Consider the following 23,328-nt stretch of genomic DNA (forward strand, 5'->3'; position numbering starts at 1 on the left):
TCTGTTGGTACAAATAACGTGAGCTATTTGGTCGGGTAGTGAATTACGCGCTGGACCTAAGAGCCGACTATCGCGGCAAGTCCCCGGAAAGACAACCCCCTCGCGTGTGTCACAAATGCGTGATAAGCCGTCGAAGAACCTCGGCCCGAGAAAGGAACGAGCCAGTGACGGTCTCCACGCTGAACGCCCTGAACGCCGCCTGTCCCGATCGGGTGGTCGGACCCGGCCACCCCGCTTATGACGAGGTGCGGCTGCTCTTCAATGGCATGCACGATCTGCGGCCGCGGCTGATCTGCCTGCCGCGTGACGTCGCGGAGCTGCGGGCGGTGATCCGTACCGCCCGCGAGGCCGGGCTGGTCACGGCGGTGCGCGGCGGCGGGCACAACGTCGCCGGGTACGCCTCCGTCGAGGACGGGCTGGTCATCGACCTGCGGCTGATGAGCTCGGTGACGGTCGATCCGGGCCGGCGCACCGCCACGGTCGGCGGCGGCGCCACCTGGAGCCAGATGGACCTGGCGACCACCGCGTACGGGCTGGCCACCACGGGCGGCACCTTCGACACCACCGGCGTCGGCGGCCTGACCCTGGGCGGCGGCCTCGGACACCTGATGGGAAGATACGGCCTGACCTGCGACAACGTGCTCTCCTATCGGCTCGTCACGGCCGCGGGGGAGGTGGTCGAGGTGGACGCGGAGCGCGATCCCGAGCTCGACTGGGCGCTGCGCGGCGCTGGCCACAACTTCGGCGTGGTGACGGAGTTCCGCTTCCGTACGCACCCGGTGGGCCTGCTGTACGGGGGCTGCGTGGCCTATCCGCGCGCCGAGCTCGGCCGGGCGGTGCGCCTGTTCCGCGAGCTCATGCTCGACGCGCCCGACGAGCTCAACTGCACGCTGTTCCTGAAGAGGTACGGGCCCACGCACGTCCCGGCGGCGGTGATCTGCGTGGCCTACAGCGGCGACGACGAGGGCTACCGGGCGGCGCTGGAGAAGCGGCTGCGCGGGCCGGAGATCCTCGACTGGCAGCTCATGCCCAGGTCGTACCTGTCGCTGCAGGCCGCGCTCGGCCGCCTGGCGTTCGGGCTCCGGCACTACTGGAGCGCCCGCTTCGCCGAGGCCCTGCCGGACGCGCTGGCCGACGCGCTGGTCGAGCGGTTCCTGGCCGGCCGCTGGCTGGGGCCCTTCAGAGACGGAATCCTCGTCGAGGCGCTGCACGGCGCGGTGCGGCGGGTGCCCGCCGAGGCCACGGCCGTGCCCTTCCGCGGCGCCGCCTTCAACGTCACGGGCACGGCGATCTGGGCCGACCCGGCCGCCGACGAGGAGCGGATCGCCTGGGCGCGGTCCGTCTCGGCCGCCGCCGAGCCGTACAGCCGCTGGGGCGACGGCTACATCAACTATGCGTCCACCGGCGACCGGGCCAGGAAGACCTTCGGCGAGACGGCCTTCGACCGGCTGACCTCGGTGAAACGGCGGCTGGACCCGGACAACTTCTTCCGCGCCAACTACAACGTCGCGCCCTCACCCGTCCGCTGAGCCGCGTCCACCGGCTCAACGATGCGTCGCCCCCGGGGTCATCACCAGGTGGACGCCGTCCAGGGCGGCATGACCTTCACTGGTGGGACCCGAGTCCTTCACCGCAAGGAGTTCTCGTGATCGTCCTCGGATACAACGGGTTCGGTAAGGTCGCCGAACTCTTCGCGCGTTATTACGGGTCGACGGGAATCGACCGTCACATGCTCTACGGCCACGATTCCTCGGCGGCCCTCATGGTAGACGGGGAATTGGTCGCGGCCGTCGAGGAGGAGCGGCTCAATCGCGAGAAGAAGACCGCCCGGTTTCCGGCCCGGGCCATCGAATGGGTTTTAAAGGCGGCCGGGAAAACGTACGACGAGGTCGATGTCTTCGCGCATTCCTGGCGTTTCTCCCAGGACGTCATGAACAACATGATCGCCGAGATCGTGGACGCCGACGCACCGGTGGACAAGAAATTCGCCAGGCTGCGGCGGCTCGACGACACCTATACCAGGATTTTCAGCCAGGAGGCCATTCTCGCCGACTTCCACGAGCACACGGGCCACCCGCTGACCGCCGAGAAGCTGGTCACGGTGCCGCATCACCTCGCCCACCTGATGACGGGATACCACCTGTCCGGGGGCGGGGAGGCGGCCTTCGTGGTCAGCGACGGCCGGGCGGAGTGGCTGTCGGCGATCCTCGGCGAGGTACGCGACGGCAAGGTGCGCCTGTTCGACGACGCGACCGTGGACGGGGACAACTCGCTGGCCCTGCTGTTCGCGGTGCTGACCAGGTATCTCGGCTTCATGCCCAACAACGACGAGTACAAGGTCATGGGCCTGGCCGGCCACGGCCCGCCGCCGGAGCCCAACCCGCTGCTCAAGCACGTGGTGGCGCTGACGGACAACGGCCGCTACACCATCCCCTACGCGCCGCGGGCCGTACGCGCCTACTACGCGCTGTTCGACCGGATCTTCGACACGGACCCGGACGGCCGGGAGGACTTCGACGTGCGGGTCCGGGTCGCCGCGGCCGCCCAGGAGATGGTCGAGGCGGTGACGGCCCACCAGCTGCGCGCGCTGGAGGAGCGCAGCGCGCTCCCGCGACTGCTGTTCGAGGGCGGCCTGGCGCTGAACTGCGTCAACAACACCAAGCTGCTCGAAGGCTCCAGGTTCGCCGAGATGGAGGTGAGCTTCGGCGCCAGCGACCCGGGTGTGGCCATCGGCGCCGCCTTCTACGCCAGTCAGGAGGCGGGCGACAAGCCGCGGGTCTCCGGCTCGCCGTACCTGGGGCCCGCGTACGGCGACGACGAGATCCTCGCCACGCTCGACGCTCACGCGGGGCGCGTCGAATGGCGTGAGCTGGCACCCGGCGACGTGGCGCGGGAGACGGCCGCGCTGCTGCGGGAGAAGTGCGTGCTCGGCTGGTTCCAGGGCCGGACCGAATACGGGCCGCGCGCGCTGGGCAACCGGAGCATTCTCGCCAATCCCCGCTTCGGCGATATCAAGGACATCATCAACGACCGGATCAAGCACCGGGAGCCGTTCCGGCCGTTCGCGCCCGTCGTCCTCGAAGACGTGGCGCCCGAGGTGTTCGAGATGGGGAAGAAGCGGGCCTCGCCGTACATGACGTTCGTCTTCCCCGTACGGCCCGGTTACCGCGACCTGATTCCCGGAGCCACGCACGTGGACGGCACGTCCAGGATTCAGACGATCCGCGAGGAGGACAACCCGCTGCTGGCGGAGTTGCTGCGTGCCTTCACCGAGCTGACCGGGGTGCCCTGTCTCATCAACACCTCGTTCAACGTGGCCGGCGAGCCCATCGTGTGCTCTCCGGCCGACGCCATGGACTGCTTCCTGAAGACCGAGATGGATTACCTCGTGCTCGGACGGTTTGTAGCCACCAAATCAGCTCAGCGTTGACAACCATTTGTGCCATTTCAACGGAGGGACCGGCATGTCTCCTGGCGAGGAGTTCGCGTGGGCGGTGGCGGGCTCGCGGAACGGCGGCGACGTCGAGGTACCGTACCGGCTGGCGCTGACCGAGGCGTTCCCGCTGTTCAAGACCCGGCCGCGCTACACGGTCCGGCACCTGCTGAAGAGCGCGAAGGTGGGCGACGGGCAGGTGCCCTACGTCCATGAGGCGCCACCGGCTGAGCTGGCGCCGTCGGGGACGTCGTACGCCGAGACGCCCGAGTCCGTCTTCGCCGCCAGCGTCCGCGTGGCCGGCCTGACCGAGGTCAAGGTCGGGGTGCCGGTGCCCAAGGGGGTCCTTGACGAGCCCGGCCTGCTCGCCGCCTTCGTGGACTACCGCGTGCTCGTACGGCTGTCCACGGTCGAGAACCAGATCCTGCTGCACGGCTCCGGCGACGGCGCGATCGACGGGCTGCTGCACCTGGCGGAGTCACGGCACGCGCCGTTCGACGGCGATCCCGAGGACGTGCTGACCGCGGCGGCGGCCGAGGTCGAGGAGACCGGCGGCTCGTGCGACGGGATCGTCACCCACCCCGGCCTGTACTGGAAGCTGGTCCGGGACGGGACCCTCGACCGGCTGGCGACGGCCGGCATCCGCGTCTCGCGCACCCGCATGATCGGCGCGGGGGACGCGCTGCTCGGCGACTTCCGCGCGGCCGTGACGCTGCTCGACCCCGCGCAGTCCACGCTGCGGCTGCACCGGGACACCGAGGTCATCGAGGCGAGCACCCGCGTCGGCCTGGCCGTACATCTGCCGCAGCACTTCCTGCTGCTCTCCTGAGAGGTGTCTGGTCATGGACCTTGGGTTGAACGGACGTGTCGCGCTCGTGGCGGCGGCCAGCAGCGGACTCGGGCTGGCCGTGGCCCGCACGCTGGCGGCCGAGGGCGCGCACGTGTCCATCTGCGCGCGCGAGCCCGACCGGCTGGCGCGGGCGCACGCCGAGATCGACGCCGCGGGTCCGGGACGGGTGCTCAGCACCAGCGTGGACGTGCGCGACGAGGCGGCCGTGGCCAAATGGGTGGGGCGCACCGCCGACGAGTTCGGCTCGCTGCACATCGTGGTCAGCAGTTCGGGCGGGGTGCCGCACGGGTCGCTGGAGGAGTTCGACGTGCCCGTGTACCGGCGGGCGCTGGAGGACAACACGATCCCGCACGTGAGCGTCGTCCTGGCCGCCCTGCCGCACCTGGACACCGGCTGGGGCAGGGTGCTGATGCTCACCTCGGAGGCGGTACGCCAGCCGCTGCCCCTGACCGGCCTGTCGGCCGTCGCCCGGCTGGGCGTGCTGGGCTTCGCCAAGGGGCTCGTACCGAGCCTCGGCCCGCGCGGCATCACCGTGAACGTCCTCGCCCAGGGCTTCCACCGCACGCCCGCGCTGGACCACCAGTTCGGCGACGAGGCGGACGCGGCGCTGGCGCGGGTGGCCGAGGGACTGCCGATGCGCAGGATCGGACGTCCGGGCGACTTCGGGGCGATCGCCGCGTTCCTGGCCAGTGAGCACACCTCCTTCATCACGGGCGTGGTGCTGCTGGTGGACGGCGGCAACACCCGCGGCCTGTGAGCGTTCCTGCTAATGGCCGGCGACGGCGCCTGCGGCCTGTGACCCCCTGGGCGCGGACGTTCGCCGGGCTGGTGGCGGCGCTGTTCGTCACGTTCACGGCGTTCGGCGCGGCGGTGCCGGTGATCCCGCGACTGGTGACCGAGGAGCTGGGCGGCACGCCGTTCGCCGTCGGCGCGGCCTTCACCGCGACCGCGGCGGTAACCCTGGCACTGCGCCCCTACGGCGGCCAGCTCGCGCAGCGCTTCGGCGGTCGCCGGCTGATGCTGGCCGGCTCGGCGCTGGCCGCCGTCGTCGGCGCCCTGTACGCGCTCCCGTGGGGCCTGCCCGGCCTCATCACCACCAGGCTCGTCATGGGCGTCGCCGAGGCGTTGTTGTTCACGGCGGGCTCGGTGTGGACGGTCCAGCTCGCGCCCGAGAACCGCCGGGGCCAGATCGTCGGCTGGTACGGCCTGGCGATGTGGGGCGGCTTCATGGCCGGGCCCGCCCTGGGCGAGTCGCTGTACCGTCTCGGCTCCTACCCGGCGGTGTGGGCCGCCGCCGTGGCCCTGCCGCTCGTCGCCGTCGCGGTGCTGAGCCTGCTGCCGTCCGGCGCGCGGCTGCCGGTCGTGTCGCGCAAGCTCATCCCGGGCGCTGCGGTGCTGCCGGGGCTGGCGCTGGGCATGGGGGCGTTCGGGTACGGCGTGCTGGTGGGCTTCGGCGCGCTGGCCCTGTCTTCCAGAGGGATCTCCAACGGGCCCGTACTGCTCAGCGTGTTCAGCGCCGCGTACATCGTGACCCGGCTCGTGGCCGGCCGCCTCCCAGACCGGCTCGGCCCGATGCCGGTGATCGTCGCGTCGAGCCTCGCGCAGGCCGCCGGCCTGGCCATGATCGGCTTCGCGCCCGGCTGGTGGGTGGCGGCGGCGGGGGCGGTGCTGTCGGGGGCCGGGTTCACCCTGCTCTACCCGTCGCTCGCGATGATCACGATCAGCCGGGCGCCGGAGGCGGAGCGGGGGGCCGCGCTGGGGGCGCTGAGCTCGCTGTACGACATCTTCTTCGGGCTCGCGGGGCTGGTCGGCGGGGTGGTCGCGGACATCAGCTACCCGGGGACGTTCGCGCTGGCGGCGGCCGTCGTACTCGGCTCACTCGCCCTCGGGCCGCTGGCGACGCGCCAGATCCCTGCGCGGCGGTCAGGTTGACATGAGGCCGGAGCGGTAGGCGAAGGAGACCAGCTGGGCCCGGTCCTTAGCCTTCAACTTGGCGCGGAGGCGGTGCAAATGGGTGCGTACCGTACTGACCCCGATGTACAACTCTCCCGCCACCTCCTCGGTCGACCGCCCCTGCGCGACCAGGAGCAGCACCTGCTGCTCGCGCGGCGTCAACCCGGCCAGCGTGGGCTGCTCCAGCTCGGCGGGAGGGGGCTCCCGCTGCCTGAACCAGTCGACCAGCCGCTGCGTCACGACGGGCGAGAGCATGGTCTGCCCCCGGCCCGCCGCCCTGATGACGGCGACGACCTCGTCCTGCGTGGAATCCTGGGTCAGCAGCCCGTTCGCGCCCGCGCGCAGCACGTCGGTGACCGTCTGGTCGGTATGGTCGACGGTGAACACGACCACCCGAGGCTCGGGGTCCAGCTTCTCGGCCCGTAATCGCTGGATCAGCTCCAGCCCGGACAGCCCGCCGAGGGTCAGCCCGGTGACCACGACCTCGGGATGATGCTTGCGGGCGAGCATGATCGCATGGACGCCGCTGTCGGTGGTCTCGATCACGTTGACGTCGTCCCGGGAGGCCAGGATCGACAGTAGGCCGAACCGCGTGATCGCGTATTTATCACAGATAATCACTCTTAGTGACGCACCGCACATGCGAACTCTTTTCCGTGATTTGTGGGCAGCATGTCACATCTGTTCGGTTACGCCGGGGATGTACACGCGAAATCAGGGATTTCTAGGGGGCGCAGCATCTTGACATTCGGTCCGACTCGGAGCTGGACAAGTGGGTAATGCGCCGTGGCGTGTGCGACAGGTGGGGCGACGATGGCCACTGTCCGTCTCCACGGCTTGTCCCGTCGCCCGCTCAACGGCCGGGTGATCGCCCCCGCCGTCCAGCACGCGCTGCTGCTCAACGCCACGGCCGCCTGGGTAACCCTGGCGTGGCCGCGCGGATCCGGGAGCCGTTCACGGTGGCTCCCCTGCGAGGAAGCCGTGGAAGCCGCAGGGCGAAAAGGCGCAGTGCTCTGCACACGGCGCTTTAGCATCGTCCTATCGAATCCGAGGACCCAGCGGGGATTCTCGATGATCCCATCTTTAAGCCGATTTGCCCTTGGTGTCGTTCGAGCGGGATGACCTACTGGTTCGAGAGCAGGAACAGCGTGTAGGCCGCCAGAGTCGCGGCGTCCGTGATCTCGCCGTCGCGGATCATGGCCTCGAAGTCCGTGCGCTTGAACCACCGATGCAGCAGGTCCTGCTCCTCGACCTCCAGTTCGTTGGGCCCCGGCTCCAGCCCGGTGGCCACGAACACGTCGAAGCTCTGCGACGACATGCCCTTGGCGCAGCTCAGCCGTCCCAGGTGCCGCATGTCCGCCGCCGTCAGGCCGGTCTCCTGGCGCAGCTCCTCGCGTGCCAGGTGCTCGGGGTCACCGGTCCGCATCTGCGGGAACGTGCCCTGCGGGAACTCCCACGACCGGGCGCGGATCGGGTAGCGGTACTGCTCCACCAGGTGCAGCCCGTCGTTCTCGACCGGGATGACCAGCGCGTAGTCGGGCTTCTCGACGTAGGAGTAGATGCCTTCGGAACCGTCCAGGCGGCGGATGCGGTCCTCGCGCATGCGCAGGTACGGGCTCTCGTACACGACCTCGGTCGAGAGGCGCCTGATGGGGTGTTCGCTGTCCGGTCGTACGTCCATGGCTCCTACTCGGTTCGCGCGGTGAAGTCTGTCCATGGCTTCTACTCGGTCCGCGCGGTGAAGTCGGCGAAGTCGAATCCCGGTGAGACGACGCAGCTGACCAGCACCTCCTCGCCGCCGGCGGGCCGGGCCGACTGCCACACGCCGCCCGGCACCACGGCCTGCGGCACCTGGCCGTCCTCGACCAGCGGGCCCAGGATGACGCTCTCGTCGCCGATGGTCAGGTCCAGCGGGCCGCCCCGATGCCACAGCCACACCTCGTCGGACCGGACCACGTGCGGCACCGACTCCTCGCCAGGACCCAGCAGGAAGTAGATACCGGTGGCGGAGGCGCGAGGCCCGGGATAACCGGCGGGCAGGAAGGTGACGGGACTCCGCCAGGTCTCGCGGAACCAGCCGCCCTCGGGATGGGGCAGCAGGTCGAGGGCGCGGGCGATGGGCGGGCGCTCCACGAACGCGATCGCCGCGCCGGTGACGTCACGGCGCAGGAAGCGGGTGCCGTCGAGGACCAGCTGGCCGTCCAGCTCACTGGCCAGGGCCTCAGCCTCGTCGGCGACCTCGATGGCCGGGCCGCTGGGATAGATCGTCAGCTCCACGTGGGTGATCCTACGTGCTGGGGAGCGCGGCGGCGGTGAGGTCGGTTGGGTGGCGAACGGATCGCCCGGGTGCCGGTGTGCCGACGACTGCGGTGGACCGAGTGACAGGAGTGGGATGGACCGACCGACAGGAGTGGGGTGGACCGACTGACAGGAGCGCAGGGGAGCGACTGACAGGAGTGGGGTGGAGCGACGTCATCTCACCCTGACCAGTAGCCGTGTGGATCTTCTTGGTGGATCGGTCGGAGCGGGCAGTAATTGTCGGTCGAGCTGGCTAGTCTGCGGCAAGTGATCGAACGGTGGAGCCGTGATCAGGTGCTCGCTCTCGCCCCCGACGCCTCGTCCCAGAAGGCGGCGCAGGGCGTGGCGACACCTGGCAAATGGAGCTTGCGCGGCACGACTGACGACGTGCTGTTCGGTGAGTGCAAGGGGAGTGGAGCCACGCCCTACATGGCGTGTGTCGATCTCTCCGAGCCCGCATATCGGTGCAGCTGTCCCAGCCGGAAGTTCCCGTGCAAGCACGCGCTCGGGCTGCTGCTCATGTGGTCGGCAGACGGGGTTCCCGCCGCCGATTCGCTGCCGCCGTGGGCGGCGGAGTGGGTCGCTATGCGTACGGAACGTGCCGCCAAGGCGGCGGCCAAGCTCGAGGCCGCCCGCGCCCGTGCCGCCGCGGAAGCCGAGAGCGACCCGGAACTGGCCGACTGGCCCGAATCGGATCCGACGCCGAACGCCGAGTCGGGCGCCGACCCAAGCACGGCGTCGGACACGGGCACGGGCGTGGGGTCTGGTTCGGACGGCGGATCGGGTACGGCGGCGGGCAGGGGCATGGGCCTGGGCAGTGAATCGGGCACGTCCTCGGGCTTGGGCTCGGGCTCGGAAGGTGGGCAAGGCTCGGGCGCGGCGGCTGGCGGTGGTTCCGGCCTGGGCTCTGGGCCGTCCTCCGCTGGTAGGTCAGGCGGTGGGCGGGCTGCGGGGGTCGAGTCCGTTCGGCATGCGCGGGTGAGTGCCGGACTGGCCGAGCTCGAACGGTGGCTGGCCGACCAGGTGCGGCAGGGCCTGGCGGGGACCGACGCCGACGAATGGGACGACCTGGCCAAACGCCTCGTCGATGCCCAGGCGCCGGGCGTCGCCAACGCGCTCTCCCGGTTGCGGGAGGTGCGCATGGCCGACGATTGGCCGAGTCGGCTGCTGGCCGAATACTCGCTGATCAACCTGCTGGCGGTTGCCTACCGGCGGCGCGCCGAGCTGCCGGGGCCGTTGCGCCAGACCGTCCTGATCCGCGCGGGCTTCCCCGTCGCGCGGGAGGACGTGCTGGTCCGGCCGGTCGTACGCGACCGGTGGCATGTGGTGGGCAGACGCGACGAGGAACACGACCGGCTGACCGCCCGCCGGGTATGGCTCCGGGGCCATGACACCGGCCGGGCGGCGCTGATTCTGTCCTTCGCCGCCTCCGGCCAGCCACTCGACGCCTCGCTGGTCACCGGCACCACGATCGACGCCGACGTCGCCTTCTACCCGGGCGCCGCACCCCTCCGCGCCCTGGTGGCCACCCGCCACGCCACCCCTCGAAGCCTTCCCACCGACCGGACTACCTTCGCCGACCAGGGCGAAGCCACAGGCCGGAGCGCCCCCGACTATCGAGCGGATCTCGACGGTGGGGCTGATTTCGGCGGTCGGAGAGATCTCGGTGGTCGTGTTCCGCCTGGGGTTTCGCCGGAGACGGCGCTCGGTGAGATCGCCGCCGCCGTGGCCGCCGACCCGTGGACCGACTCCTGGCCCGTCGTGCTGGCAGGCGTGGTTCCCGGCCGCACTTCTGTGGGCGGGTTCCCGCTGCACCCGAGGTCACGTGACCCGTGGCGGCTGATCGCCGTCTCCGGCGGGCGGCCGGTGACCGTGGCCGCCGAGTGGACCCCACCGGGCCTGCGCCCGCTGACCACCTGGGCCGACGACGGAACGGCGGTGATCCTGTGACCTGGGACGACCTGGCATCGACGGCACTGGTCGGCACCGACCGCAGGCCGTACGAGGGAGACCTGCTTGAAAGCGCCGCCGTAGAAGTGGTGCGCCGCCGCGCCGGTCAGCAACTCATCGAGACGACCAAGGCCGACAGGACCGAGGACCAGGCGACAGCGGGTGAGGGGGCCGAGAGCAAGGCACCGGCGGGTGAGGCGGCAGCGGGTGAGGCCACCGAGCAGGGGTGGGCGAAAGACGAGGAGTTGCCCGCCGTGACCGCCCAGGCCGCCGAGCGCCTGGCCAGGATCCTGGGCGGCGAGTACGACCGCCTGCTCCCCGAATGGCTGGCCGCCGCCTCCACCGCAGGCCGCAGAGTGCCCCCGTACGTCCTGCCCGAACTCCTCGACCGGGGCAGACGCGACCAGTCGATCAGAGCGAATCTCGGCCTGGTCGCCGGGCAGCGCGGCAGGTGGCTGGCAGCCCTGAACCCCGACTGGGCGTACCTGCTCGAAGAGCCGACCGGCGAGACGTGGGAGCTGGGCAGTTCGGCCGACCGCCGCGCCTACCTGAGCCACCTCCGAAGGCACGACCCCAAGCAGGCCAGGGCGCTGCTGGAGGCGGGCTGGGAGCGTGAGGGGCCGGACGACCGGGCGGCGTTCGTCGAGGTGCTGGCCGATGGGCTGTCGATGGACGACGAGCCGTTCCTGGAGCAGGCCCTCGACGACCGTAGGCGAGAGGTACGCCAGCAGGCCGCCAATCTCCTCACCCGCCTCCCCGAGTCGCGCCTGGCCCAGCGCATGGCCGTACGCGCGCGAAGCTGCCTGACCGTCACCAAGCGCACGATCATCGTCGAGGCGCCCACAGCGTGTGACAAGGCGATGGAGCGCGACGGCATCCGGGCCAAGCCCCCGCGAGGCACCGGCGAGCGGGCCTGGTGGCTCCAGCAGGTCATCGCCCGCGCGCCCCTCGCTCTCTGGGGCAGCCCCGCCAAGCTGCTCAAGATGAAGATCCCTGACTGGGACGGCGAGGTGAAGACCGCCTGGGTGCGCGCGGCGGTGCTGCAGCGGGATCCGGAGTGGGCGCGGGCGATGTTCGCGTGGGACCCGATCGCGGATCTGCTGGAGGCGCTGGGGCCGGACGAGCAGCAACAGCTTGCCGCCGATTTCGTGAAAAAGCATGATCTGGACAGCCAATTGATCATGGTGCTGGGCGGTGTGTCCTCGCACTGGCGGGAGAAGCTGGCGACGGCCGTCCTCCGCAAGATCACCAAGGTGGCCACCACCCAGCCGTGGAACCTCGGCGAGCTGATCAAACTGGCCGGCGAGCACATCGACCCGGCGCTCGCCGAGCTGGCCGAGAACTACTCGCCCGTTCAGCCCATCCAGCAGGTCGCCGCCCTGCTGCGCTTCCGTGCCGACCTGATGAAGGAGCTCTCATGACCGTCCTGCGCCCCCATGCGGAAGATCAGTACGCCGAGGAGCTGGCCGTACTCGCCAAGGACGACGACCGGACCAGGCCACCCGGATGGAAGCTGTCACCGTGGGCCGTGACCACATACATCCTTGGCGACGGCCGGCAGATCACCCCGAAATACGTGGGCGCCCGCCGCATCGTCGAGGTCGCCGTCGCCACCCTGGCCACCGACCGCGCGCTGCTGCTGCTCGGTGTGCCCGGCACGGCCAAGACCTGGCTGTCCGAACACCTGGCCGCCGCGATCAGCGGCGACTCGACCCTTTTGGTGCAGGGTACGGCCGGGACGGCAGAAGAGGCCATCCGCTACGGCTGGAACTACGCGCGGCTGCTGGCCGAGGGTCCGTCCGTCGAGGCGATGACCCCGTCGCCCGTCATGCGGGCCATGGCCGAGGGCCGGATCGCCCGCGTCGAGGAGCTCACCCGCATGCCCTCCGACGTACAGGACGCCCTGATCACCGTCCTGTCGGAGAAGACGCTGCCGATCCCCGAGCTCAACCGCGAGGTCCAGGCCGAACGCGGCTTCAACGTCATCGCCACCGCCAACGACCGCGACCGGGGCGTCAACGAGCTGTCCAGCGCCCTGCGCCGCCGCTTCAACACCGTCGTACTGCCGGTGCCGGCCACCGCCGAGGAGGAGGTGGACATCGTCTCGCGCCGCGTCACCCAGCTCGGCCGCTCGCTGGAGCTGCCCGAGACCAGCACGGGGCTGGCGGAGATCCGCCGCGTGGTGACGGTGTTCCGGGAGCTGCGTACGGGTGTGACGGAGGACGGCCGTACCAAGGTCAAATCCCCCAGCGGTACTCTGTCCACGGCCGAGGCCATCTCGGTGCTGACCAGCGGCATCGCCCTCGCCGCCCACTTCGGCGACGGCGTGCTACGGCCCTCCGACGTGGCCGCCGGGATCGTGGGCGCGGTGGTGCAGGAGCCGGTGTCCGACCGGGTGGTGTGGCGCGAATACCTCGAAACGGTCGTCCGCGAGCGCTCCGACTGGCGCGACTTCTACCGCGCGTGCCGTGAGGTGTCGTCAACGACCCCCTCCTGATGGAGGGGGCTTGAGTGCCGTCAGGTGCTTTGAAGCCCCGCGTTGACCAGCCCTAGTCATCACCGTTGGAGGTGTGATCCAGATGGCTACCTTTCACGCAGGACCGCAGACCCACCAGCGAATGCTTCCTCAGTTCGCTGCTCTGGAATCCGTGGGAGCAGACACGCCCGAGGGTGGGCACGAAACGGCTCACGGACGCGCGGCAGGCCGCGCACCCGGTGTGGAAGTTGGGCGAGGGGAGATCCGCCGTACCGCACCGGGCGGCGGGCGTCACCCCGACCCGGAGCAGTCCGGGAAGGGCGGAAGGGTCCTTACAGACCCACACGTCTTCGTGCTCGATCGCGACGGGAAACCGTTGCAGCCCTGCCGGCCCGGCCGGGCCCGGCAGTTCCTCAAAGCGGGCCGGGCGGTGGTGGTCCGGCACACCCCGTTCGTCATCCGCCTGACCGACCGCACGCTGTCCGACTCCACGGTGCACGGCGTGCAGGTCGGCCTCGACCCCGGCTCCAAGCACACCGGCATCGCCATCTTCACCGCACGCGACGGCAGCCGCACCGGAAAATACAGTATTCAACTCGACCATCGGGGCGCGGCGATCGGTGACAAGCTCGCCGCCCGCTCGAACTACCGGCGCAGCAGGAGATCGGGCAAGCTGCGCTACCGCGCTTCTCGATTCCTCAACCGCACCCGGCCCAAGGGCTGGCTCGCGCCGTCCCTGCGGCACCGCGTGGACACCACCATGTCGTGGGTGGCCCGGCTGCGGCGGTGGGCACCGGTGCGGGCCGTCCACGTCGAACGTGTCGCCTTCGACACCCACGCCATCTCGGCGGGCAAGCCGCTGGAAGGCATCGACTACCAGCAGGGCACACTGGCCGGATACGAGGTCCGCCAGTACCTCCTGGAGAAATGGGGCCGGACCTGCGCGTACTGCGGCGCGGCGGGGACGCCGTTGCAGGTCGAGCACATCCACCCCAAAGCGCGCGGCGGCTCTGACCGAATCGCCAACCTGACATTGGCGTGCCGAGCCTGCAACCAGGCCAAGAACAGCACACCCGTCGAAGAGTTCCTACAAGGCAACCCCGCACGGCTGGCGCGCATCCTCCAGCAGGCCAAGGCCCCGCTCCGGGACGCCGCGGCGGTCAACGCCACCCGCGGGGCGCTGTGGCGGGCGCTGACCGCGACCACTCTGCCCGTGGCCACTGGTTCGGGCGGGCGTACCAAGTGGAACCGCTCTCGCACGAACGCGCCGAAGTCCCACACCCTGGACGCCCTGCACGTCGGCGAACTCGCGCAGGTGACCGGGTGGCCGGGCCGCGTCCTGGTGGTCAGGGCCACCGGCCGCGGCCTCTACTGCCGGACCCGCACCGACCGGTACGGGTTCCCCCGCCTGCGACTTCCCCGAATCAAGCACGTCCACGGGTTCGCCACCGGCGACCTCGTTCGCGCCACCCTCGCCAAAGGCAAGAACACCGGAGTCCACACCGGACGTGTCGCCGTCCGCACCACAGGTTCCTTCAACGTCACCACCGCGACCGGCACCCGGCAAGGCATCAACCATAAGTACATCCGTCTGCTCCAGAGGGCCGACGGCTACGGCTACACCACATGTCAGGAGACCACCATTGAACGGTGAACCTCAGGGCACGCTCAGGCCCTCGCGGGCCTTTCCGTTCCCGTTTCCTCTCCGGCGTGAACGCCGGGGAATCCACGGGTGGTTCTGATGACCGTCTCGATCCTGGGTGTCCGGCACCATGGCCCCGGCTCGGCGCGCGCCGTACGGGCGGAGCTCGAGCGCCTCCGCCCCGACCTGATCCTCATCGAGGGACCGCCGGAGGCCGACGCGCTGGTGGCCCTCGCGCCCGAGCTCGAACCGCCGGTCGCGCTGCTCGCGCACGTGCCCGGCCAGGCGTCCAGCGCGGCCTTCTGGCCGTTCGCCGGGTTCTCGCCCGAGTGGCAGGCCATCCTGTACGGTACGGCGGCGGGCATCCCGGTACGCTTCTGCGACCTCCCGGCAGCCCACAGCCTGGCTGACCCGCCCAACGCCGACACTTCCGACACCTCCGACGCTGACGCTCCCGGCACCGTCACTCCCGACGCTGTCACTCCCGGCACCTCCGACGCCAACAACCCCGACGCCCACGGCCCCAACGCCGTCACCCCCGCCCCTCGGCCCGCCAACCCTGGGCCCGGCTCCGAGGCGGGTCCTGAGCCTGGGCCCGACTCCGAGGCGGGCCCCGATCCTGAGCCCGGCCCCGAGGCGGGTTCCGAGCCTGTGCCCGGCTCCGACCCCGAGCGCCTGCGGGTCGATCCCATCGGCACCCTGGCCGCCGCAGCCGGTTACGACGATCCCGAGCGCTGGTGGGAGGACGTCGTCGAGCACCGGGGCGACACCCCGTTCGAGGTGATCGCCGAGGCCATGGCCGCCGTTCGCGAGGGCCACGAGCCCGACGAGCGGGAGGCCAGGCGCGAGGCGTACATGCGCAAGACCCTCCGCACCGCCATCAGACAGGGCCACGACCGCATCGCGGTGATCTGCGGCGCCTGGCACGTCCCCGCCCTGACCGCCCCGCTGCCCCCGGCCAAGGCCGACGACGCGCTCCTGCGTGGCCTGCCCAAGGTGAAGGCGCAGCTGACGTGGGTGCCGTGGACGTACGGGCGGCTGGCCTCGTGGAGCGGCTATGGCGCGGGCATCTCCTCGCCCGGCTGGTACCACCACCTGTTCACCGCGCCCGACCGGCCCGTGGAGCGGTGGCTGGCCGGAGCGGCGGCGGTGCTGCGCGACGAGGGCTTGGCGGTGTCGTCCGCGCACGTCATCGAGTCCGTACGCCTCGCACACAGCCTGGCCACCCTGCGTGGACGCCCGCTGGCCGGGCTCGGCGAGGTCACCGAGGCGGCCAGGGCGGTGCTGTGCGAGGGCGATGACCTGGCGGTGGAGCTGATCCAGCGGCGCCTGGTCGTCGGCGACCGGCTCGGCCATGTCTCCGACGGCACGCCCATGGTGCCGCTCCAGCGCGACCTGCGTGAGCAGCAGCGACGGCTCAAGCTGAAGCCCGAGGCGCTGGACCGCGCGTTGGGGCTCGACCTGCGCAAGCCGCTCGACCTCGACCGCAGCCACCTGCTGCACCGGCTGCGGCTGCTCGACGTGGAGTGGGGGGTGCTAGGGGAGGCCAGGGGCAAGGGGACGTTCAGGGAGACGTGGACGCTGCAGTGGCGGCCGGAGTTCGACCTGGCGCTGGTCGAGGCGGCGGCCCTCGGCATCACGGTCGCCTCCGCCGCCGCCCAGCGGGCCCGCGACCTCGCCTCGGCGGCGTCGGTGACGCTGGCCGACCTGACCGGGCTCGTCGAACGCTGCCTGCTGGCCGACCTGCCGCAGGCGCTGCCCGAGGTCCTGGCCGCCCTCTCGGCCAAGGCCGCGCTCGACACCGACGTCACCCACCTGATGGCCGCGCTACCGGCGATGGTCCGCGCCCACCGCTACGGTGATGTACGCGGCACCTCGGCCGAGGGGCTGGCGGTGATCGTCCGATCCATGCTCGACCGCATCTGCGTCGGCCTGCCCGTCGCGGTCACCGGCCTCGACGACGAGGCAGCGGCCGCACTGCTCAGCGGCGTCGACGCCGTCCACACGGCCGTCGCGCTGATGTCAGAGGAACCGACCACTTCGCCGCTAGAGCGGGCCGCCGGGTCGACATCGGCGGAGGCCATCGGCTCAGCGCCGGAGGCCGTCGGGCAGGAGCCAGCGGCGCCGACCTCCCGTCAGGCGGCGTCGCCGCTCAGCCGGTGGCTGGTCACGTTGCGTGGGATGAGTGACCGCCCCGACCTGCACGGGCTGATCGAGGGACGGCTGACCAGGATCCTGCTCGACGCCGGCGAGCTCGACGACGCCGACGATCGGATGTCGCGGGCGATGTCCAGGGGCCACGCGCCCACCAGGGCCGCCTCCTGGATCGAGGGCTTCCTGGGCGGTGGCGGGCTGCTGCTGGTGCACGACCCGAGGTTGCTCGGCCTGGTCGACGCCTGGCTGACCGGGCTGGACGGCGAGCAGTTCGTCGACGTGCTGCCGCTGCTCCGCCGTACGTTCGGGAGCTTCGCCGCACCCGAACGCCGGGCGATCGGCGAGCGCGTCCGATCGGCGGAGCGGTCGGAGTGGTCCGAGCGGGCGGGGGAGCAGGCCGTGGACGAACAGCGGGCGGCGGCGGCCGAGCGGACCGTGCTGGCGATCTTAGGGAGAGCGCGGATCGGCGGGGGAGAGCATGGCTGAGCGTGCTGGCGATCTTGGGGAGAGCGCGGATCGGCGGGGGAGAGCATGGCTGAGCGTGCTGGCGATCTTGGGGAGAGCGCGGATCGGCGGGAGAGAGCATGACTGAGCGTATGGACGAGCGGCTGCGCAGGTGGCGGCTGGTGCTGGGCGGCGGCGACGCCGACGGCATCTGCGCGGGCCGCCAAGGAGGCGCGGGCGGGGCAGGCGGGCTTGAGGGCGCCGACGCGGACATGGACCGGGCGCTGGCCGCCGTGTACGACCGCGACGGCGGCCTAGGTGCCTCGGCGCCCCGGGTGGCGCGGTGGCTGGGCGACATCAGAACCTATTTCCCCTCGACCGTCGTCCAGGTCATGCAGAAGGACGCGATCCAGCGGCTCAACCTCACCAGGCTGCTGCTCGAACCCGAGATGCTGGAGGCCGTCGAGCCCGACGTACACATGGTCGGCACGCTGCTGGCGCTCAACCGGGTCATGCCCGACCAGGCGCGCGAGTCGGCCAGGGCGGTGGTGCGCAGGGTCGTACAGGAGCTCGATCGCCGGCTCGCCCAGAAGACCAGGGCCGCCGTCACCGGCGCGCTCGACCGCTCGGCCAGGACCCACCGGCCCAAGCGGGTGTCCGACATCGACTGGGACCGGACGATCAGGGCGAACCTCAAGAACTACCTGCCCGAGAAGAACACGGTCGTCCCCTCGCGGCTCGTCGGCTACGCGCGCAGGCAGCGGTCCGTGCAGCGCGAGGTGGTGCTCGCCATCGACCAGAGCGGGTCGATGGCGGCCTCGGTGGTCTACTCGAGTGTGTTCGGCGCGGTGCTGGCCTCGATGCGGTCGCTCAAGACGTCGCTGGTGGTGTTCGACACGGCCGTGGTGGACCTGACGGATCAGCTGCACGACCCGGTCGAGCTGCTGTTCGGTACGCAACTGGGCGGCGGTACGGACATCAACCGGGCCATCGCCTACAGCCAGGGTCTCATCACGCGGCCGGCCAACTCGATCTTCATCCTCATCAGCGACCTCTATGAGGGCGGTGTGCGGCAGGAGATGCTGCGCAGGGTCGCCGCGATGACCCAGGCGGGCGTCCAGGTGATCGTGCTGCTGGCCCTGTCCGACGAGGGCGCGCCCTTCTACGACCACGAGAACGCCGCCGCGCTGGCCGCGATGGGGGTCCCGGCCTTCGCGTGTACGCCTGACGCGTTCCCGGACCTGATGGCCGCCGCGATCGAGCGCCGCGACATCGCCCAGTGGGCCGAACGGCATGTCGGCATGGGTTCCTGAAACGTGGCGAAAGGGCCGCGACGCCAGGTCGCGGCCCTTGAGAACCTCAGTGCCCCGCTTGCTCCACACTGGACTTGCGCGGCAGCAGGTACGCCAGCAGGAAGGTCAGCACCAGCAGCCCGATCTCGACCCAGATGGTGACCTGCATCGCCGAGCCGAAGCTCCACTGGCTCTTGAGCAGGTTGAAGAAGAGCGTGCCGAGCAGGGCGCTGCCGAGCGCGCCGCCGAGCTGCTGGGTCGCGGTCAGCGTGCCCGACGCCGAGCCGGACTCGTGCGGCTCGACGCCCGAGAGCACGATGTCGAAGAACGGCGCCATGGTCAGGCCCATCCCGATGCCCACGAAGGCCAGGCCGGGGGACAGCTGCCAGGGGCTGACGTCGGTGCCGACCAGGTGGATGGTCAGGCCCAGCACGCCCGCGCCCACCGCCATCACCGCGGTGCCGATCTGCAGCAGGCCGCGGCCGAGCTTCTCCTGCAGGCCCGACATGGCCAGGCCGAAGCCGATCACGCCGCCGATGGCCTGCGGCAGACCGGTGAGGCCGGCCTTGAGCGGGCTGTAGCCGAGCCCGACCTGGGTGTAGAGGGTGAAAACGAGGCTGAGGCCGATCATGCCGGAGAAGAAGGCCAGCCCGGCCACCAGCCCGCCGGAGAAGGCGCGCTTGCGGAACAGGCTCGGCGTGACCAGCGGGTCCTTTCCTGAAGCGGCGCGGCGGCTCTCGTACCGGCCGAAGACGGCGAACACCACGATCGAGGCGGCCATCGACACGAACGTCCAGGCGGGCCAGTCCAGCTCGCGGCCCTGGATGAGCGGGAAGATCAGCAGGAACGCGGCGGCCGAGACCAGCAGCATGCCGACCAGGTCGAGCCGGGTGGCGTTGGAGAGCCTGAACTCCGGCAGGAACCGCATCCCGGCCAGTGCGGCGGCCAGCCCGAGTGGCAGGTTGATCAGGAAGATCATGCGCCAGCCGGTGCCGAACAGGTCGGCGTCGATCAGCCAGCCGGCCAGGATCGGGCCGCCCACGGACGAGATCGTCATGACCGGGCCGAACATGCCGAACGCCTTGCCCATCTCCCGCGGCGGGAACATCTCCTTGATCAGGCCGAGCCCCTGCGGCAGCATCACGGCGCCGAACAGGCCCTGCACAACGCGGCCGGCGATCAGCATCTCCGGGTTCGCGGCGATCCCGCACAGCAATGAGGCGGCGGTGAAGCCCAGGGCGCCGATCACGAACATGCGCTTGCGGCCGTAGAGGTCGCCGAGCCGGCCACCGGTGATCAGGCCGACGGCCATGGCCAGCGTGTAACCGGCCACCAGCCACTGCACCAGGCTCGACGAGCCGCCCAGATCCTTCTGGATGGTCGGTGCGGCGATGGAGGTGACCAGCGCGTCCAGCAGGTCCATGACCTCGGCGGCCAGGATGACGAACAGCGCGACCCAGCGCCAGCGGTAGGGCTGGACCTCCGAGTCCGCCTGGGGGGCGGTGACGGTCATGAGGACTCCTTGGTAGAACACCGTTTCTTACTACGAACACCGTTCGCTACGAACACCGTTTTAGTGGCGAACAGCGTTCGTGTCAAGTACAGTGTTCGTCATGGGAAGCAGCGAGAATGTCCCGACCCCGCCGTGGCGCAAGGCGCGTAAGCCGGTTCAGCTCAGGCGGCAGCTGAGCCAGGACCTGATCGTCGAGACGGGATTGCGGATCCTTGACGCCGAGGGCCTCGACGGGCTGAGCATGCGCCGCGTCGCGCAGGAGCTCGACACCGGGCCCGCCTCGCTCTACGCGCACGTCGCCAACAAGGAGGAGCTCCTGGAGCTCATCTATGACCGGGTGCTCGGCGAGATCCACCTGGCCGACCCCGATCCGGCCCGCTGGAAGGAGCAGTTGCGCGAGTACGCGATCGAGTGCCACCGGGTGCTGGGCAGCCATGCCGACGTGGCCAGGGCCGCGCTGGCCAGCATCCCCGTGGGCCCGAACGCGCTGCGGATCGCCGAATACGTCTTCGGCCTGCTCATCGACGCGGGCATGGCACCGCGTGACGCCTCGCTCGCCGTCGACCGGATCTCCCTCTACATCACCGGCGACGCCTTCGAGGGCTCGCTGCACTTCGGCAGGATGCGGGCCACGGGTCTCGGCCTGGAGGAATACTTCAAGTCGTTCGTCGGCCACATCGAGAGCCACTACCGCGCCCTGCCTGCCGAGCGGTTCCCGCACATCGCCGAGCACGTCGACGATCTGATCGCCGACGACGGGCGGGCGCGCTTCGAGTACGGCCTCGATCTGATGATCGACGGTCTCGAGGCCCGGATGCCTTAGGCCGACCGGCCCCGGATTCCCTAAGTCCAAGGGCCTAGGGCTGGCGCCCGATGTGCTGAGCAGGGGGTTCGGCATAGTTTGCCGGACATGACCGCAACTCTTGAAGCACCTCCCGTCAGTGTGGTGTCGGCGAAGTACCGGGCGCTCAGCGTGGGGCTGGTGGCGCTCGTCATGTTGGTGGCGTTCGAGGCGATGGCGGTGGCGACGGCGATGCCCGTCGTGGCGCGCGAGCTAGGCGGCATGCACCTGTACAACCTGGCCTTCAGCGCCACCCTCGCGGCCAGCGTGATCGCCACCGTGCTCGGCGGCAGGTGGAGCGATGTGAAGGGCCCGCTGCCGGCGGTCGGCGCCGGTGTGGCGGGCTTCGTGGCAGGACTGCTGGTGGCCGGGTTCGCGCCGAACATGGAGGTGTTCGTCGCCGGACGGTTCATCCAGGGGCTCGGCGCGGGCCTGATCCAGGTGGCCCTCTATGTGCTGGTGGCGAGGGTCTATCCGGGTGAGATGCATCCCAGGGTGTTCGCCTTGTTCTCGGCCGCATGGGTGGTGCCGTCCATGGTCGGCCCGGCCATCGCCGGATTCGTGGTGGAGAACGCCGACTGGCGGTGGATCTTCCTCGGCGTCTCCCTGATCGTCGTGCCCAGCGCGCTGCTTCTGTGGCGCGGCACGGCCGGCGCGGGCCTGCGCGGCGGCGAGGCCGAGCCCGCCCCCGGCCTCGGGCGCAAGCTGGTCTGGGCCACGCTGACCGCCGTCGCCGCCGCGCTCATCCAGTACGGCAGCGCGCTCCAGCTCCGCGGCCTGCCCCTGCTCGCGGCCGGGATCGTCCTGCTGGCCGTGTCCCTGCCCAGACTGCTGCCCCGCGGCTCGCTCAGGGCCGCCCGCGGGCTGCCGAGCGCGCCCGTGCTCCGCGGCCTGGCCTACGGCTCGCTGATGGCGGCCGAGGTTCTCATCCCGCTCATGCTGATCAGCGAGCGTGGCCTGACACCCACCGGCGCCGGCATCGTCCTGACCGTCGGCGCGCTCGGCTGGTCCACCGGATCCTGGATCAAGGGCCGCGGCGGCATCAGCCACCTCACCGCGCTGCGCGGTGGCGCCATCATGATCGCCACCGGCATCGCCCTGATGTCGCTCGTGCTGATCGACTCCGTGCCGATCGCCCTCGCGTACGTGGCCATGGCCATCTCCGGCCTCGGCATCGGCGCGCTGCACCCCACGGTGTCCGTACTGGTGCTGGAGATGTCCGCGCCCGGAGAGGCGGGCCAGAACACCGCGGCCCTCGGCGTCGGCGAGTCCGTGTTCACCGTCGTCGCCGTTGCGGTCACCGGGGCCCTATTCACCGCCACCGGCGAGACCTATCTGGTAGGCCTCGCCTTCACCTTCACCCTCGCCGTGCTGGCCGCCGTCATCGCCCCGCGTTTTGCCCAGCACACGAAGGCAGGCACACTGGAAGGAGTCGTTTCGTAGCTTCGTCGCAGAGGGGGGTACATGCCGCGAGTGCGGGAGCTAGAGGTCTTCCGGCTGGTCCTGCCGTACGGCAGGCGGTCGGAGAGCCTGCTCGTCAAGCTCACCGACTACGCCGGCATGACCGGCTGGGGTGAGGCGCTGGATCCCCAGCCCAAGACCTGGGCCCGGCTGGAGGAGTCGCTGGCCGCCCAGCTCATCGGCGTCGACTGGGAGCACCCCGACGCCGTACTGAGCGGCGACCCGGCCGTCGACATGGCCTGCTGGGACCTGTGGACCAGGATGCGCGGCGTGCCGCTCGCCGAGGCGATCGGCGGCACCCGCACCTCCCTGGTGGCCACCGTCCGGCTCGAACCCGACCCGTCACTCGAAAGCCTGGTCTCACGGGTCAACCAGCAGGTATGCGCGGGCTACGGCCACGTGACGCTGGACGTGCGTCCCGGCTGGGACGTCGAGCCGGTGCGCGCCGTACGCCTGGCCTATCCGGCTCTGACGCTGGCCGTCGACGGCGGCTGCGCCTACTCCGAGGGCGGCCAGCTCGCGGCGCTGGACTCGTACGGCATCGAGGTCATCGAACGGCCCTTCCCCGTCGGCGACGTCTACGCGCACGCCTCGCTGCAGGACGAGGTGGCGGCGTCGGTGGCGGTCGAGGTGCGCTCGTCGGCGGAGCTCGACGACTACCTGACACTGAGGGCCGCGCGGGTGCTGATCCTGCGGCCCACCGCCTTCCCGTCGCTCAGCGAGGCCCGCAGGGCGCACGACCGGGCCGCCGCGGCCGGCTGGGACATCCAGTGCGCGGGCGGCCAGGGCGCCGGACTGGCCCGGGCGGCCACGGTGGCGCTGGCCAGCCTGCCGGGGTGCACGCTGCCGTGCGACGTGACGCAGCCGCCGCGCAACAACCAGATCGTGACGCCGATCGTGGGGGCGAACGGCGGGGTGGTGGCGGTGCCCCTGACGCAGGCGGGGCTGGGGCACGTCATCGACGAGGCCCGGGTACGCCGGATGGCCAAGGATTCGTTTCTCGCGTGACGGCTATGTGATC

Annotated in this window: 18 protein-coding genes; 14 read left to right on the forward strand and 4 right to left on the reverse strand. The window is 70.8% G+C overall.

Features of this window, described 5'->3' with window-relative positions; translation table 11 throughout:
• The first annotated feature begins 164 nt into the window (after window positions 1-164).
• The 5 genes from ACGFJ2_RS02235 (at window position 165) to ACGFJ2_RS02255 (ending at window position 6,215) form a co-directional block, all read left to right on the forward strand.
• A complete protein-coding gene (locus ACGFJ2_RS02235) occupies window positions 165-1,529 on the forward strand; it encodes an FAD-binding oxidoreductase (RefSeq protein WP_393463721.1) in 1,365 nt (454 codons plus the stop codon).
• Window positions 1,530-1,645: 116 nt separating this feature from the next.
• Entirely contained in the window at window positions 1,646-3,430 is a 1,785-nt protein-coding gene (locus tag ACGFJ2_RS02240) for a carbamoyltransferase (protein ID WP_393463724.1), read from the forward strand.
• 34 nt (window positions 3,431-3,464) lie between these two features.
• A complete protein-coding gene (locus ACGFJ2_RS02245) occupies window positions 3,465-4,262 on the forward strand; it encodes a family 3 encapsulin nanocompartment shell protein (RefSeq protein ID WP_393463727.1) in 798 nt (265 codons plus the stop codon).
• Between the two features lie 13 nt (window positions 4,263-4,275).
• Window positions 4,276-5,040: an SDR family oxidoreductase gene (locus ACGFJ2_RS02250; RefSeq protein WP_357960323.1), complete on the forward strand. Its 765-nt coding sequence runs from the start codon at window positions 4,276-4,278 to the stop codon at window positions 5,038-5,040.
• 38 nt (window positions 5,041-5,078) lie between these two features.
• On the forward strand, window positions 5,079-6,215 hold the full coding sequence (locus ACGFJ2_RS02255) for an MFS transporter (RefSeq protein ID WP_393463730.1): 1,137 nt from the start codon (window positions 5,079-5,081) through the stop codon (window positions 6,213-6,215).
• On the opposite strand, the gene ACGFJ2_RS02260 is transcribed toward ACGFJ2_RS02255, so the two are convergent.
• From ACGFJ2_RS02260 to ACGFJ2_RS02270, 3 genes are all read right to left on the reverse strand, one after another.
• Window positions 6,207-6,857: a response regulator transcription factor gene (locus ACGFJ2_RS02260; RefSeq protein WP_225289552.1), complete on the reverse strand. Its 651-nt coding sequence runs from the start codon at window positions 6,855-6,857 to the stop codon at window positions 6,207-6,209. The two genes, ACGFJ2_RS02255 and ACGFJ2_RS02260, sit on opposite strands and share 9 nt — an antisense overlap.
• Before the next feature lie 502 nt (window positions 6,858-7,359).
• Window positions 7,360-7,917, reverse strand: coding sequence for an NUDIX hydrolase (locus tag ACGFJ2_RS02265; protein ID WP_357960318.1), 558 nt, complete (start codon window positions 7,915-7,917; stop codon window positions 7,360-7,362).
• A 41-nt stretch (window positions 7,918-7,958) separates the two neighbouring features.
• Entirely contained in the window at window positions 7,959-8,513 is a 555-nt protein-coding gene (locus ACGFJ2_RS02270; RefSeq protein ID WP_358175684.1) for a cupin domain-containing protein, read from the reverse strand.
• Between the two features lie 288 nt (window positions 8,514-8,801).
• Here ACGFJ2_RS02270 and ACGFJ2_RS02275 point away from each other — a divergent pair, with 288 nt between their 5' ends.
• The 6 genes from ACGFJ2_RS02275 to ACGFJ2_RS02300 all read left to right on the forward strand — a co-directional run bounded on the left by ACGFJ2_RS02275 (window position 8,802) and on the right by ACGFJ2_RS02300 (window position 18,513).
• Window positions 8,802-10,484 (forward strand): SWIM zinc finger family protein, encoded by a 1,683-nt coding sequence (locus ACGFJ2_RS02275; RefSeq protein WP_393463735.1) that lies wholly within the window; start codon window positions 8,802-8,804, stop codon window positions 10,482-10,484.
• Window positions 10,481-11,905: a DUF5691 domain-containing protein gene (locus ACGFJ2_RS02280; protein ID WP_393463738.1), complete on the forward strand. Its 1,425-nt coding sequence runs from the start codon at window positions 10,481-10,483 to the stop codon at window positions 11,903-11,905. Before ACGFJ2_RS02275 ends, ACGFJ2_RS02280 begins: the two co-directional genes overlap by 4 nt.
• Window positions 11,902-12,981, forward strand: a complete 1,080-nt coding sequence (locus ACGFJ2_RS02285; protein ID WP_358538006.1) for an AAA family ATPase — start codon at window positions 11,902-11,904, stop codon at window positions 12,979-12,981. Before ACGFJ2_RS02280 ends, ACGFJ2_RS02285 begins: the two co-directional genes overlap by 4 nt.
• A gap of 331 nt (window positions 12,982-13,312) precedes the next feature.
• Window positions 13,313-14,614: an RNA-guided endonuclease IscB gene (gene iscB / locus ACGFJ2_RS02290; RefSeq protein WP_393463741.1), complete on the forward strand. Its 1,302-nt coding sequence runs from the start codon at window positions 13,313-13,315 to the stop codon at window positions 14,612-14,614.
• 87 nt (window positions 14,615-14,701) lie between these two features.
• The gene (locus tag ACGFJ2_RS02295; RefSeq protein WP_393463744.1) at window positions 14,702-17,242 is read left to right on the forward strand and encodes a DUF5682 family protein; all 2,541 of its coding nucleotides are present in this window, start codon (window positions 14,702-14,704) and stop codon (window positions 17,240-17,242) included.
• 98 nt (window positions 17,243-17,340) lie between these two features.
• Window positions 17,341-18,513 (forward strand): VWA domain-containing protein, encoded by a 1,173-nt coding sequence (locus ACGFJ2_RS02300; protein WP_393463747.1) that lies wholly within the window; start codon window positions 17,341-17,343, stop codon window positions 18,511-18,513.
• A gap of 46 nt (window positions 18,514-18,559) precedes the next feature.
• On the opposite strand, the gene ACGFJ2_RS02305 is transcribed toward ACGFJ2_RS02300, so the two are convergent.
• Window positions 18,560-20,005: an MFS transporter gene (locus ACGFJ2_RS02305; protein WP_357960300.1), complete on the reverse strand. Its 1,446-nt coding sequence runs from the start codon at window positions 20,003-20,005 to the stop codon at window positions 18,560-18,562.
• A gap of 100 nt (window positions 20,006-20,105) precedes the next feature.
• Here ACGFJ2_RS02305 and ACGFJ2_RS02310 point away from each other — a divergent pair, with 100 nt between their 5' ends.
• The 3 genes from ACGFJ2_RS02310 (at window position 20,106) to ACGFJ2_RS02320 (ending at window position 23,315) form a co-directional block, all read left to right on the forward strand.
• Window positions 20,106-20,828: a TetR/AcrR family transcriptional regulator gene (locus ACGFJ2_RS02310; RefSeq protein ID WP_357960297.1), complete on the forward strand. Its 723-nt coding sequence runs from the start codon at window positions 20,106-20,108 to the stop codon at window positions 20,826-20,828.
• Between the two features lie 87 nt (window positions 20,829-20,915).
• Window positions 20,916-22,289, forward strand: coding sequence for an MFS transporter (locus tag ACGFJ2_RS02315; protein ID WP_393463752.1), 1,374 nt, complete (start codon window positions 20,916-20,918; stop codon window positions 22,287-22,289).
• A 21-nt stretch (window positions 22,290-22,310) separates the two neighbouring features.
• Window positions 22,311-23,315 (forward strand): enolase C-terminal domain-like protein, encoded by a 1,005-nt coding sequence (locus ACGFJ2_RS02320; protein WP_357960291.1) that lies wholly within the window; start codon window positions 22,311-22,313, stop codon window positions 23,313-23,315.
• Window positions 23,316-23,328 lie beyond the last annotated feature (13 nt).

The organism is Nonomuraea sp. NPDC049028, assembly GCF_043197735.1.
Lineage (GTDB): Bacteria > Actinomycetota > Actinomycetes > Streptosporangiales > Streptosporangiaceae > Nonomuraea.

Bases quoted from the DNA above. Each gene is read 5' to 3' on its own strand.
- ACGFJ2_RS02245 (WP_393463727.1), top strand. From the start codon at position 3,465: ATGTCTCCTGGCGAGGAGTTCGCGTGGGCGGTGGCGGGCTCGCGGAAC.
- ACGFJ2_RS02250 (WP_357960323.1), top strand. From the start codon at position 4,276: ATGGACCTTGGGTTGAACGGACGTGTCGCGCTCGTGGCGGCGGCCAGC.
- ACGFJ2_RS02265 (WP_357960318.1), bottom strand. From the start codon at position 7,917: ATGGACGTACGACCGGACAGCGAACACCCCATCAGGCGCCTCTCGACC.
- ACGFJ2_RS02285 (WP_358538006.1), top strand. From the start codon at position 11,902: ATGACCGTCCTGCGCCCCCATGCGGAAGATCAGTACGCCGAGGAGCTG.
- ACGFJ2_RS02295 (WP_393463744.1), top strand. From the start codon at position 14,702: ATGACCGTCTCGATCCTGGGTGTCCGGCACCATGGCCCCGGCTCGGCG.
- ACGFJ2_RS02300 (WP_393463747.1), top strand. From the start codon at position 17,341: ATGACTGAGCGTATGGACGAGCGGCTGCGCAGGTGGCGGCTGGTGCTG.
- ACGFJ2_RS02305 (WP_357960300.1), bottom strand. From the start codon at position 20,005: ATGACCGTCACCGCCCCCCAGGCGGACTCGGAGGTCCAGCCCTACCGC.
- ACGFJ2_RS02310 (WP_357960297.1), top strand. From the start codon at position 20,106: ATGGGAAGCAGCGAGAATGTCCCGACCCCGCCGTGGCGCAAGGCGCGT.
- ACGFJ2_RS02315 (WP_393463752.1), top strand. From the start codon at position 20,916: ATGACCGCAACTCTTGAAGCACCTCCCGTCAGTGTGGTGTCGGCGAAG.
- ACGFJ2_RS02320 (WP_357960291.1), top strand. From the start codon at position 22,311: ATGCCGCGAGTGCGGGAGCTAGAGGTCTTCCGGCTGGTCCTGCCGTAC.